Annotated in this window: 12 protein-coding genes; 10 read left to right on the forward strand and 2 right to left on the reverse strand. The window is 33.5% G+C overall.

From position 1 onward, the window contains the following. Positions 1-192: 192 nt before the first annotated feature. Both JFU18_RS24270 and JFU18_RS24275 read right to left on the reverse strand, forming a co-directional pair. A complete protein-coding gene (locus tag JFU18_RS24270; RefSeq protein ID WP_201031661.1) occupies positions 193-1,530 on the reverse strand; it encodes an NAD(P)-binding protein in 1,338 nt (445 codons plus the stop codon). Between the two features lie 303 nt (positions 1,531-1,833). Continuing rightward, the gene (locus JFU18_RS24275) at positions 1,834-2,631 is read right to left on the reverse strand and encodes a LysM peptidoglycan-binding domain-containing protein (RefSeq protein WP_201034244.1); all 798 of its coding nucleotides are present in this window, start codon (positions 2,629-2,631) and stop codon (positions 1,834-1,836) included. A 381-nt stretch (positions 2,632-3,012) separates the two neighbouring features. Between JFU18_RS24275 and JFU18_RS24280 the strand changes: the two genes are divergently transcribed. From JFU18_RS24280 to JFU18_RS24325, 10 genes are all read left to right on the forward strand, one after another. Beyond that, positions 3,013-3,993: a phosphatidylinositol-specific phospholipase C gene (locus JFU18_RS24280; RefSeq protein ID WP_201034243.1), complete on the forward strand. Its 981-nt coding sequence runs from the start codon at positions 3,013-3,015 to the stop codon at positions 3,991-3,993. Positions 3,994-4,211: 218 nt separating this feature from the next. Continuing rightward, a complete protein-coding gene (locus JFU18_RS24285; protein ID WP_201031658.1) occupies positions 4,212-5,927 on the forward strand; it encodes a methyl-accepting chemotaxis protein in 1,716 nt (571 codons plus the stop codon). A 223-nt stretch (positions 5,928-6,150) separates the two neighbouring features. After that, on the forward strand, positions 6,151-7,560 hold the full coding sequence (locus tag JFU18_RS24290; protein WP_201034242.1) for a glycoside hydrolase family 1 protein: 1,410 nt from the start codon (positions 6,151-6,153) through the stop codon (positions 7,558-7,560). 30 nt (positions 7,561-7,590) lie between these two features. After that, positions 7,591-8,298, forward strand: a complete 708-nt coding sequence (locus tag JFU18_RS24295) for a GntR family transcriptional regulator (RefSeq protein WP_002033710.1) — start codon at positions 7,591-7,593, stop codon at positions 8,296-8,298. Positions 8,299-8,491: 193 nt separating this feature from the next. After that, positions 8,492-8,686, forward strand: a complete 195-nt coding sequence (locus tag JFU18_RS24300) for a hypothetical protein (RefSeq protein ID WP_002033711.1) — start codon at positions 8,492-8,494, stop codon at positions 8,684-8,686. Positions 8,687-8,718: 32 nt separating this feature from the next. Then, positions 8,719-9,399 (forward strand): bacillithiol biosynthesis deacetylase BshB2, encoded by a 681-nt coding sequence (gene bshB2 / locus JFU18_RS24305; RefSeq protein ID WP_201032267.1) that lies wholly within the window; start codon positions 8,719-8,721, stop codon positions 9,397-9,399. Beyond that, positions 9,399-10,196 (forward strand): alpha/beta fold hydrolase, encoded by a 798-nt coding sequence (locus JFU18_RS24310; RefSeq protein ID WP_201034617.1) that lies wholly within the window; start codon positions 9,399-9,401, stop codon positions 10,194-10,196. The genes bshB2 and JFU18_RS24310 overlap by 1 nt, the downstream gene beginning before the upstream one ends. A gap of 67 nt (positions 10,197-10,263) precedes the next feature. Next, positions 10,264-11,697, forward strand: coding sequence for a MocR-like pyridoxine biosynthesis transcription factor PdxR (gene pdxR / locus JFU18_RS24315; RefSeq protein WP_201031655.1), 1,434 nt, complete (start codon positions 10,264-10,266; stop codon positions 11,695-11,697). Positions 11,698-11,730: 33 nt separating this feature from the next. Beyond that, positions 11,731-12,087, forward strand: coding sequence for a CidA/LrgA family holin-like protein (locus JFU18_RS24320; RefSeq protein WP_002190466.1), 357 nt, complete (start codon positions 11,731-11,733; stop codon positions 12,085-12,087). Between the two features lie 23 nt (positions 12,088-12,110). After that, positions 12,111-12,782 (forward strand): LrgB family protein, encoded by a 672-nt coding sequence (locus JFU18_RS24325; RefSeq protein ID WP_016100781.1) that lies wholly within the window; start codon positions 12,111-12,113, stop codon positions 12,780-12,782. Positions 12,783-12,834 lie beyond the last annotated feature (52 nt).

Raw genomic sequence — 12,834 nt, forward strand, 5'->3', positions numbered from 1 at the left:
ATTGACATTCAATTTGTTAGAATTGAATGTCAATAGTTTTACATACATGGTTATATTAAATATGTATCATGTAAAATCCCGATTCTTTGTGGGTTAATCAGTAGCACGGGAAGGATTTCATTCCTGCTATTACTACATAAGTAAAGTACTGGTGAAACTCAAAATGTTTGATTGGTATCTAAATTATAGCAATTAAATGTCAGACAAGTATTTTCCAACATACAGGCCACTTGCAGCTGCTTGAGATAATGAATGAGTGACGCCTGAACAATCTCCAATTAAAAATAGCCCATTCATACTTGTTTCAAAATGGTTATTGATTTTTATTGTAGGAGCGTAGAACTTGCCATCAATTCCATATAATAAAGTATCTTGATCGATAGGTTCTTGGATAAATTGTTCTAAACGTAATAAAAATTTTTTGAGTCCTTCAATATATAGTGGAGGAATTTCTTTATTCAAGTCTCCATAATCTCCGTGTAGTGTAGGCTGTATACGATTATGTTTCATGGTGTTCTCCGCTGTAGGTTGTTTCTTTATTAAGTCCTCTAAACGTTGTATAACAATCCGATCTCGTCCTTGGTTAATGTTTTTAATAATTGAACTTGCGTATACATTTGCTTCTTTGAGAGTTGGAAAATAGCGCGGGATAAATAAAGTGAAATTTAAGTTAGAAGTGCCAGTTTCTTGCTCTCGGAAATTTTGACCGTCAGGCATAATCAAGCCGTCTTCGTACTTTCGAATAATGCGTCCTTTTGGATTCATACAGTAAGTAGTAGCTGTGAAAAGTTCATGCTCATAAGAAAGTTTCGTCTCAAATGTATCTTTTAATATAGAACGTAATTGATGTTCTTTCATCTCTACCCTAATACCTAAATCTACACGAGTTTGCTCCTGAGAAATATTTTGAGAAGTGCACATTTCTTTTAACCAATCCGCCCCGGAACGACCGGTTGCAAATACTAATTTCTTAGAATGGACAGTTTTTTGATTTGTATATATTTTAAAATGGTCTTTCTGCTTAACGATATTTTGTACATCTATATGAAATTGGATATCTATTTTGGTAAGTAAAAATTCATAGAGCTGCTGAAAAATATTACTTGAAAGTGTAGTACCCAGATGCCTTACTTCTGTTGTTAGCATTTGTAAACCACATGTCTCAGCCTTCTTAGTGAGAGTTGGATTTTCTGTAGAATATTTTGAAACTGAACTTCCACCAAACTGACATAGAATTTCATCTACTTCCGCCATGAGTTGCATAAATCCTTCTTTACCTACTTTTTGCTCGAGTTCGCCTCCAAATCCGTTTGTATAATTAAATTTCCCTTCTGATTTTCCTAAACCACCAAAACCGAAATACTTATCACATGAATTACAGTTACATGTTTTCCCTTGGTCTAAAGGACAATTTCGATGTTCTAACGGTTTACCTTTATCAAGAATTAAAACCTTTTTGTTGCTTTTGGCTAATGTATAAGCCATAAAAATGCTACTCACCCCAGCACCGATAATTGTAATATCATACATTTTTTTTCACCTGCTAACGAATAGTTTGTTTACTATTTTCCTAGTGTATAACACTTTTATGAAGTTAAGAAATAGCTTTCATGAATAAAGAGAAAGTTTTTGGACTTTATACTTTTTCAATTTCTCTGAGTGGTGGATGAAATACAAATGTTTTTATTTGAAAGGAGATATAGTTTTAAATAATCACTTTGTCATATGATTCATAAAAGCCTACATATAAAAAGAACAGACCTTTTCAGTAAAAAGGTCTGTTAATCATTTGAAAAAGTTGTTAAGTGCATAAATCAGAAGGGAATTATAGTTTTATTTAGCGAAGGCATGGTTACCGATTACAGCTACTGTTTGACGTGTCGTAATCCATTTGTCTGTTGATGTTTTTGGGTTGTAGAAATAAAGCCAATCAGAATGTATTCCATTTGTGGAGATAGCCTCTTCTACAGCCATTTTTGCTTCAGCGCTTGCAGGCTGATTAATTCTTCCATCTGTAACAGGGGTAAATGCATATCCGTATTTAATAGGTTCATAAATAACACCTGTTATTGTATTTGGAAATCCTTTTGCATTTACTCGATTCAGGATAACTTTTGCTACAGCTACTTTTCCTTTATATGATTCGCCACCTGCTTCAGCGGTAACTAAGCGTGCCATTAAGTTTTTTTCCTTTTTGGAAATACTGGAATTAATTTTCAAATGTTGTCCTGTATAAAGCTTGTTACCGACTATGTTGTTAATTTGTTTTATAGATTGAACGGTTACGTTGTAGCGCTTTGCTATCGTTTCTAATGAATCTCCCGGTTGTACTTGGTAAATAATTTGTCCAGAAGTGTTCGTAGTTTTTTCGTTTTGATGAACTGTAACCTCATTTGATTTCATAGATCCTGGAATATGTAACTGTTCTCCAATAAAAGCTTGATCGTTTCCTTTATTATTCGCTTGTTTAATGGCTTGTATGGAAACGCCATATTGCTTACTGATGCCCCAAAGTGTATCATTCTTTTTTACTGTATGTATGGTGGAAGCTTCAGCTGTACTTTGATTACATACGAATGTAAGTGCTACTGCAGATAAAGGAATTATATGTTTTATTTTTAATAATTTCATTGTAAATCCTCCCAATAAAAAATTAAGTTTTAACTGTTGAGTAATGTAGTTCAGAGTATATAAGATATGTATTCATATTTTAATATAAGTATATTAGCACGTATAGAACAAATAATCATTATAAGTTTTTTATTTATATCATGTAGGACCCAAATATGAAATATTGCATATGAAAGCCCATTGAAGTTCGAGTTGTTGCTTACTATAATTTATCTAGTGAAAAGGGATATTAAATTTTTTTAATGCATTGAGATGAGAATATGTGGATGTTTTTAAATTTTACTTCTATGCAATATTCCATATTTATGAAACATTATTTATTAAGTAGCTTATATTATATTCAATAAGTTTGATATAAAACAGAAAAAGAGAGGGATAAAAATGAGCAATAAGAAGTTTATTTTGAAATTATTCATATGTAGTACTATACTTAGCACATTTGTATTTGCTTTCAATGATAAGCAAGCAGTTGCTGCTAGCGCTGATAATGGGCTTGAAAACTGGTCAAAATGGATGCAACCTATACCCGATAACGTACCGTTAGCACGAATTTCAATTCCAGGAACACATGATAGTGGAACGTTCAAGTTGCAAAATCCGATAAAGCAAGTATGGGGAATGACGCAAGAATATGATTTTCGTTACCAAATGGATCATGGAGCACGAATTTTTGATATTAGAGGGCGTTTAACAGATGATAATAAGATAGTTCTTCATCATGGGCCATTATATCTTTATGTAACATTGCATGAATTTATAAATGAAGCGAAACAATTTTTAAAAGATAATCCAAGTGAAACGATTATTATGTCTTTAAAAAAAGAGTATGAGGATATGAAAGGGGCAGAAGATTCATTTAGTAGTACGTTTGAAAAAAATTATTTTCTTGATCCTATCTTTTTAAAAACAGAAGGGAATATAAAACTAGGAGATGCTCGAGGAAAAATTGTGCTACTAAAAAGATACAGTGGTAGTAATGAATCTGGAGGATATAATAATTTTTATTGGCCAGATAATGAGACGTTTACGACAACTGCAAATCAAAATGTAAATGTAACAGTACAAGATAAATATAAAGTGAGTTATGATGAGAAAGTAAAATCTATTAAAGATACGATAAATGAAACGATTAACAACAGTGAAGATTGTAATCATCTATATATTAATTTTACAAGCTTGTCTTCTGGTGGTACAGCATGGAATAGTCCATATTATTATGCCTCTTATATAAATCCCGAAATTGCGGCATATATTAAACAAGAGGATCCAAAAAGAGTTGGTTGGGTTATTCAAGATTATGTTAGTGATAAGTGGTCACCGATTCTCTATCAAGAAGTTATAAGAACTAATAAGTCACTTTAATTTTCACCATAATTGCATAGAAACAATGTAACTCTATTAAAAGTCTTGTGGAATTCCCATAAGACTTTTTAATATTTGATATTATAAGAATCAAAGTTCTTTGAATAGATTTATATAGTTAATATAATTATAAGATTGATACAAAAAAATGTCGATAAATGCCGATTGTTGTTGTAATATAAAACGTATAAACATAATATATAGATGAGGTGAATTTATTGTCTTTTATTAAAAATAGTAAAATTGGAACGAAATTAAATGTGTTAGTCATTATATCAAGTTTGGCGTGTATCATGTTATCTTCACTGGGTTTTTTAGGGCTTCAAAAAGGTGAAAAAGCATCTTCTAGTATGTATGACGAAAGGCTATTACCAGTTGAATGGATAGGAATTGTAGAATCAAATTTTTACCATGTGAATATGAATTTTATGGAGATTATGATATCGAAAGATGAAAAAAGAATGAAAGAACTAATAATCGAAATGGATAAGACTAGGAAAGAAACTGATGAGTTATTAAAACAATTTGAAACTAGAATTAGTTCTCATAAAGAAAAGGACTTATATAATGCGTTTCAAAGTCAGTTCAAAGATTTAAGAATACAAATGGAGAAAGCACAGGAATTGGGACTGACTAATAATGAAGAAGCGTATAGCTATTATTTAAAAGAAATTGACCCTAATATGGAAAAAACAATTCAGTCTATTCGTGAACTTATTTTATATAATAATACCGCTGCTGAACAACTACAAAAAGAGAATGTTAATAGTGTAAAAAATACAATAATAACATTTGTAATTATTTCATTTGTAGGAATCATAATAATCATTTTTATTGGTTATTTAACAAAAAATGCTATAAAAAAACCAATCGTATTATTACAAAAAGATATGGAACGAGTATCTGCTGGAGATTTAACAATACGAACTTCTTATAAATCCGAGAACGAATTAGGCCTTATTGTACAATCCTTTAATAGTATGTTAGATAACTTGCAACAATTAGTCGGTCAGGTGAAGGTTACAGCGAAAGAAGTGATTACTTCAACTGAAAATATGCTGCAAGAGACGAAAACGGCAGCACATATATCAAACGAGGTTGTTCGAACTACTTCTGAAATAAATAAAGAAATAGAGGGACAAGTGACTAGTATTCAAGAAAGTTCAACTTCGATGGAAGAAATTGCAACTGGAGTTCAAACAGTAGCTGAATCTTCAGCGATGGTTGCTGAAGTTGCTGTTGCAACAATAGACCAAGCAAATTCTGGTAGTGAAGTTATAAAACAATCTATTCATCAAATGAATAGTGTGAATGAAGTTGTCGAAGAAACTTCTAAGGTCATTGATAGACTTGTTACGCGGACACAACAAATTGAAGAAGCGCTAGATGTTATTACTAATATTGCGGAACAAACGAATTTACTCGCCTTAAATGCTGCAATTGAGGCAGCACGCGCTGGAGAAAATGGAAAAGGATTTGCAGTAGTTGCAGCTGAAGTAAGAGGTCTGGCTGAGAAATCTAAAACATCTGTAAATGATATAAATAATTTAATACGTTTTATACATCAAGATACACAGGATACAGTTCATGTAATGAAAAAAGGTCAACAACAGGCTAGCGGTGGTAAGGAAGCAGCACATAAGGCAGAACTCGCATTTTCATCTATTATGCAAGATATTAATAGAATAACGTCCCAAATTCAAGAAGTGTCTGCTGCTACAGAAGAAATGTCTGCTGGGACAGAAGAAGTGAATGCTTCTTTATCAATAGTTTCTGAAACTGCAACACAAGTCGCACAAGAAACGAATCGAACGGTACAATCAATTCAAGCACAAGCCACATTGATTCAAGAAATAACGAAGAAATCTAATGAAATGAAAAAGAAAGCCGAAAATTTAGAAATGCTCATTTCACAATTCATTATTGGAGAATAAGTCTGTTAAAACCTATCATTAGTATAAACTTTAAGATACTCAACATAGTGCTGCGTTGCACAATTTGAAAAAGGACCTTTATAGGTTCTTTTTTTATAAATAGTGTGAATGATATGTTTAATTATAGTGAAAAACAGAAACTTATTATATAATAAATTTGTACCTATAAATTTTATATGTAATAATGAATTTGATTTATGCTAATGAAACGGAGGTATAGACTATGAAGTTTCCACATGATTTTTTATTCGGGGCTGCTTCAGCTTCTTATCAAGTAGAAGGTGCATGGAATGAAGATGGAAAAGGTGTTACGAATTGGGATGAGTTTTCAAAAATTCCTGGCAAAACATACAATGGGACAAATGGTGATGTAGCTGTTGATCATTATCATCGATATAAGGAAGATGTTCGCTTAATGGCTGAGATGGGATTAGAATCGTATCGTTTTTCTATTTCTTGGGCGAGAATTTTGCCGACTGGAGATGGAGGGGTAAATGAAAAAGGAATAGCATTTTATAACAACCTAATTGATGAATGTTTAAAATACGGGATTGTACCGTTTGTAACTTTATATCATTGGGATCTACCATTAACTTTAGAAAAAGACGGTGGATGGACGAATAAACGAACAGCAGAAGCTTTCGTAAAGTACGCAGAGATTTGCTTTAAGGCATTTGGTGATAGAGTGAAACATTGGATTACTTTTAATGAAACAGTGATGTTTTGTGGATTAGGGTACTTAAAAGGTGCACATCCACCTGGAATACAAAATGATGTTCCAAAGTATTTTCAAGCGACTCATTATGTATTTTATGCACATGCAAAAACAGTTGCAGTGTACAAGCAGTTGAAACAATATGGAGAGATTGGTATCACGCATGTTTTCTTACCTGCTTATAGTGTGGATGATCAAAAAGAAAATATACTAGCAGCAAATCATGCGAATGAATATGAAACGTATTGGTACTATGATCCAGTTTTAAAAGGTGAGTATCCATCTTATGTTTTACAACAATTAAAGGAAAAAGGATGGACTCCTAATTGGACGGTTGAAGAATTAGAAATTATTAAACAAAATGCCGAAAAAAATGATTTTATTGGCTTGAATTATTATCAACCGATACGAGTGGAAAGATACGATATGGATATAAAGAATGAGGAACATTCTCGAGAAAGCTCAACACTTGCTCCAGGTAGTCCTTCTTTTGATGGTTTTTATCGAACAGTTAAAATGGATGATAAAACATATACAAAATGGGGATGGGAAATATCTCCCGAAGGTTTCTTAGATGGATTGCATATGTTGAAAGCACGCTACGGTGACATAAAAATGTATGTAACGGAAAATGGACTTGGTGATGAAGATTCAATCATTGACGGAGAAATTGTAGATGTTCCGAGAATTAAATTTATTGAAGAGCATTTAAAAGTAATGAAGTGTGCAATTCAAGAGGGAATTAATTTAAAAGGTTATTATGCATGGTCAGTTATTGATTTGTTAAGTTGGTTAAATGGATATAAAAAGCAATATGGCTTTATTTTTGTCGATCATAATGATAACTTAAAACGTAAGAAGAAACTTTCGTTTCATTGGTATAAACATGTGATCGAAACGAGAGGAGAAGAGTTATAACAGATAAAAGAGTATTTTAGGAGAAAGTGTATGAGTGCAAAGTATAAACAAATTGCAGATGTGTTAGAGCAAAACATTCGAGATGGGCTTTTTAATGAAACGAAAAAATTACCTACAGAAGAAGCGTTGATGAATCGATTTGAAGTAAGCCGTAATACGATACGTAAAGTAATTAGTCAACTTGTGAATAGAGGTTATATTTTTCAAGTGCAAGGTAGTGGTATGTTTTTACGTGAAACTTCTGTAACAGATTACATTAATTTAGGAAGTTTACGTGGATTAACGAAAAATCTCGTTTCACAAAATATTGAAACGAAAGTGCTAGAGATTGAAGTAATAGAGGCAAATGAAGAGATAGTAGAACGGATGCAATGTGAGATTGGAACTAGACTATATTTTTTGAAGCGTTTAAGAATTGTAGACGGTAAACCATTCTCTATTGAAGTAAGTTATTTCAAAAAAGATATCATTCCTTATTTGAATGAAGAAATAGCATTAAGTTCTGTATACAGTTATTTCATTGAGGATTTACGATTAAATATTGGCTTTGCCGATAAAGTTATTAGTTGTGAAAAAATAAATAAAGAAAATGCAAAGCTTTTAGAACTAAATGAAGGTGATCCAGCGCTGCTTATTGAAAATACAGTTTATCTTGTAAATGGAACAATTTTCGAGCTATCTCAATCAATGTTTCATTATGAAAAGACCAAACTTTTAAATCGAATTAATTTTAATTGAAAATGAATATAAGTAGCCTTGTAAAAAAGCAACTGGTCCTAAGTGAGCAGTTGCTTTTTATTTTTAAAGTGGATGAGCAAAAAAACACAAAAGTGGTTGGTCCGTTTTTTACAAACTTCTATTATGATAAGAGAAGAAAGGTAGTATTTTATTCATGCTTTAAAATAGACTGGCCTTAGAGAGGTGGAAGACAATGAGTTTTGCGATTTCACTAGTTGTTATTATTGTAGTTGTATCACTATTTGGGACCGTACTAGTCGCACGAAATGTAGAAGAGAATTACGGTAAGTCTACAAAGAGGAATGTGAAAAACTTATCCGCTATCTATGTCATTCTTCTTTTAGTGCTTCTTGTAGGAGTTACTTGGTATGCGGTCGTTATTTTATAGAGTGTGTATATGATAAAGGAGTTAATATATTGATGAAAAATGAGCGCCACGTTTTAGTTGTTTTCCCGCATCCAGATGATGAGTCGTATTGCGTGGCTGGCACAATTTTGGCTTATACTGAGCAGAAAGTCCCTCTTACTTATGTTTGCTTAACACTTGGTGAAATGGGGAGAGCGATGGGGAATCCACCTTTTGCAACTCGTGAATCTTTATATGCAATTAGAGAGAAAGAGTTAAAGCGAGCTACAAATATTTTAGGGATTGAAAATTTACGTATGATGGGATATCGTGATAAAACTCTTGAATTTGAAGAGCCTGGAAAATTAAGAAGCTTGATTCAAAACTGTATTGAAGAATTGGATCCTTCTGTAGTTATTTCTTTCTATCCTGGGTATGCAGTTCATCCGGATCACGATGCAACAGGGGAAGCAGTAGTAGAGGCCTTAGCTAATATTTCGGAAAGTAAACGACCAGCCTTTTATGCTGTAGCTTTTTCGAAAAATCATGAAGACGAAATAGGACCTCCAGATTTTAAAAATGAAGTGAAAAAATATGTTTCGAAAAAATTGGAAGCATTACGAGCACATGCATCACAATTTACAACTAAAGTGGATGAGCTGGAAAGGGAGTATGAAGACGGTATTTCAGGCACAGTTGAGTGGTTAGAAAGAGAACCGTTTTGGATATATTCATTCAATGATAAAAATATGTGATGCTACATCTGAAGGTGATGAATATGTATTTTGAATATAAGAATCGAAAGATTTTTTACAATATAGAAGGATCGGGTCCTGTCATATTGTTTTTACACGGTCTTGGAGGAAATTCGAATAATTGGTTATATCAAAGAAAATACTTCAAGAAGACATGGACCGTAATCTCACTCGATTTACCTGGGCATGGGAAATCCGAAGGGATGGAAATTAGTTTTAAAGAATATTCAAATATTTTATATGAGTTATGTAATCATTTAAAGCTAAAATCAGTAACAATTTGTGGTCTTTCAAAAGGAGCTAGAGTGGGTATCGATTTTGCTATTCAATATCCACGTTTTGTTTCTAGCTTAATTGTTGTAAATGCATTTCCTTATTTGGAACCAGAAGATCGTCAAGAACGACTTAAAATATATGACTTACTTAGCGTAAATGATAACGGGAAAACTTGGGCGAATACGTTATTGAGAGCAATGGGAGTAGAAGATGATGATGCAATTGTCCGAGGGTTTCATCAATCCCTACAAACTATTAATCCAATGCATATTCAAAGGCTATTCGCTGAATTAGTTGATTACGATCAAAGACCATACCTCTCTAACATTGCATGTCCTGCATTAATAATACGAGGAGAGAATGATTATTTTGTTCCGGAAAAGTATGTGAGAGAATTTGAAAAACACCTGAGAAACGTGACTTTCATTGAGTTGGAAAATAGTGGACACTTGCCTTATTTAGAACAGCCTACTAGCTTTAATGTGACGGTAGAGGCATTTTTAAATCATGCGCTTGATTAATACCATTTTTGCAGTGAATACTGTTATTAATGAGTTCAGGACACCAGCTTGGAGAGGAGGGAACTAAATGGAATGGCAACCGAATCGTGAAGATAAGATACCAGTTTATAAACAAATTGCTGATTACATTGAAAGAGGCATTTCTACCGGTGAATTCCCTTCTGATAGAAAATTACCTTCTGAGCGTATGTTAGCACAGAAGTTACAAGTGAACCGGAGTACAGTAGTAGCTGCTTATGAGGAATTAAAATCACTTGGGGTAGTAGACCGGCAAAAAGGAAGCGGCACCCGGGTGAATACAGACATATGGGGTGTGTCACATAAACGAATACCGAACTGGGGTAGGTACGTTGAGGATGGATCGTTCTTGCCTAATGTGCCACTTGTTCAACAAATTCGAACGGAAACACAAAAAGATGATTTAATCAATTTAGCGAGTGGTGAATTGTCACCAGAATTAATTCCGAGTGATAGATTTCGAACAATTTTGTCGGAGAAAACATTTATGGGAAATCTCGGTTATGACCATCCGCTTGGAAATGAAATGTTGCGAAAAACCATTGCGGCACATGTCGAGCAATATAAACAAATAGAAGCAGATTCAAGCTCTATTCTTATTACATCTGGAGCTCAGCAAGCACTTAATCTTATCGTTCAATGTTTGTTAAAGCCTGGAGATGCGATTGCAATTGAGGATCCCTCCTATTGTTATTCACTTCCGATGTTTAAATCAGCAGGTTTAAAAATATTCCGTTTACCAGTTGATCAGCATGGTATGAATCCAGATGACTTAATCGATTTGCACAAAAAGCATCGCATTCGTATGGTGTTTTTAAATCCGGATTATCAAAATCCAACTGGAACGGTACTTTCATTGGCAAGACGTAAAAAGGTTTTAGAACTATCTTCTGAATTTGGTATACCGATTGTAGAAGATGATCCGTATAGTTTGACTTCTTTTAATGGAGAAGTGAATCCAACATTGAAATCGATGGATCAAAATGGGAATGTTCTTTATGTGAGCTCATTATCAAAAATTGTTGCATCAGGATTACGTATTGGTTGGGTAATTGGCCCCACGCGCGTAATTGAGAGATTGGCAGATGCGAAGCAGCAAGTTGATTTCGGTCATAGTGTATTTACACAGTGGGTAGCGAACCAATTTTTAGAATCTGAGGATTTTCATACGCATATTACGTTGCTTCGTGGACAACTGAAACAAAGAAGAGATGAGTTAATTAGAAAGCTTGAAGAAATATTAGGGGATCAGATTGAATTTTTTGTTCCTGAGGGCGGAATACATTTATGGTGCAAAGTGCAAGGAACGTTTGATGAATATCATTTACTAGGTGAATCTATACAAAATGGTGTAGCATTTGTCCCAGGAAGCGTCCTAGGTTCGAAAAGTGAATATATCCGATTTACTTTTGGCAGAGCGAATGTAGAACAAATTCAGCTTGGAGTTACAAGGTTTGCGGAAACATTAAATGAGATTTCATAATAGCGAAGCGTAATATGGAAATGAGGGAAAGAAATGAAGTACGTGACGCTTTTACTTCAAGTAGGCGTGCTATATGTGTTTAGCTTAGCTGGTACGTGGATTCAAGGAGTATTCCATCTGTCGATGCCAGGAAGTTTAATAGGGATGTTAATATTGTTTCTACTCCTTTCTACTCGTATTTTTCCATTAAAGTGGTTTGAGGTAGGGGCAGAAAAGTTAATAGTATTTTTACCGTTATTTCTAATTCCTTCGACAACAGGATTAATGGAATATGGATCTTTTCTTTTAAGTAAGGGGAGTGTTATATTCCTTTTAGTAATTGCAAGTACGGTAGTAACATTGATTGTTTCAGGGTATGTAAGTCAATTATTAGTAACATCAAAAAAATAAAATCGACAAGGTGCACGATTCAAATGGTCTTAATTATTATTACTGTAGTAATTTATTTATTGGCGACAAAGTTATATAAAAAATTTACGTTTCCATTTACGTTACCGGTATTAACAGTTACAGCAATTATGATTTGCTTATTTTTGATATTTGGTATTTCTCATCATGAGTATAAGGAAAATGGGGGAGACATTCTTTCAGGTTTTTTGAGTCCTGCAATTGTAGCGTTAGCCATACCTCTATTTAAAGAGCGAAAGATACTTATGAAAAACTTTTTAGCGATACTAATCGGCGTAGTGATAGGTATAGTGGCTTTAACGAGTATGAATATAGTGATTGGTGGAATTTTAAATATAGATAAGGAACTTATATTAACAACTTTACCACAATTAGCGACAATGCCTATTGCCATTTCATTAGCGGATCAAATTGGTGGCATTCCATCTATGACTTCTAGTTTTGTAGTTGTTGCAGGAATAACAGGTGCTATTATCGGACCGACAGTACTTAAGTTTTTCCGTATAACAAGTACGATTGGAAAAGGAGTGGGGATGGGCTGCGCATCACATATTATTGGTGTGAGCCGTCTAGTGAAAGAAGGAGAGAAAGAGGCAACTATCGGTTCGGTAACGATGATTGTAACAGGGATACTTATTAGTATATTAGTACCTTATGGAGTGAAATTTTTATTTTGAAAATTAATGAATCGTAATAAGGAGTATAACACTACTCATTTTAGAGCGTAAT

Source organism: Bacillus sp. TH22 (assembly GCF_016651015.1).
In the GTDB taxonomy this organism is placed as follows: Bacteria; Bacillota; Bacilli; order Bacillales; family Bacillaceae_G; genus Bacillus_A; species Bacillus_A mycoides.

Coding starts and splice junctions, on each gene's coding strand:
- JFU18_RS24270 (WP_201031661.1), bottom strand. CDS start 1,530: ATGTATGATATTACAATTATCGGTGCTGGGGTGAGTAGCATTTTTATG.
- JFU18_RS24275 (WP_201034244.1), bottom strand. CDS start 2,631: ATGAAATTATTAAAAATAAAACATATAATTCCTTTATCTGCAGTAGCA.
- JFU18_RS24280 (WP_201034243.1), top strand. CDS start 3,013: ATGAGCAATAAGAAGTTTATTTTGAAATTATTCATATGTAGTACTATA.
- JFU18_RS24290 (WP_201034242.1), top strand. CDS start 6,151: ATGAAGTTTCCACATGATTTTTTATTCGGGGCTGCTTCAGCTTCTTAT.
- JFU18_RS24295 (WP_002033710.1), top strand. CDS start 7,591: ATGAGTGCAAAGTATAAACAAATTGCAGATGTGTTAGAGCAAAACATT.
- JFU18_RS24300 (WP_002033711.1), top strand. CDS start 8,492: ATGAGTTTTGCGATTTCACTAGTTGTTATTATTGTAGTTGTATCACTA.
- bshB2 (WP_201032267.1), top strand. CDS start 8,719: ATGAAAAATGAGCGCCACGTTTTAGTTGTTTTCCCGCATCCAGATGAT.
- JFU18_RS24310 (WP_201034617.1), top strand. CDS start 9,399: ATGCTACATCTGAAGGTGATGAATATGTATTTTGAATATAAGAATCGA.
- pdxR (WP_201031655.1), top strand. CDS start 10,264: ATGGAATGGCAACCGAATCGTGAAGATAAGATACCAGTTTATAAACAA.
- JFU18_RS24320 (WP_002190466.1), top strand. CDS start 11,731: ATGAAGTACGTGACGCTTTTACTTCAAGTAGGCGTGCTATATGTGTTT.
- JFU18_RS24325 (WP_016100781.1), top strand. CDS start 12,111: ATGGTCTTAATTATTATTACTGTAGTAATTTATTTATTGGCGACAAAG.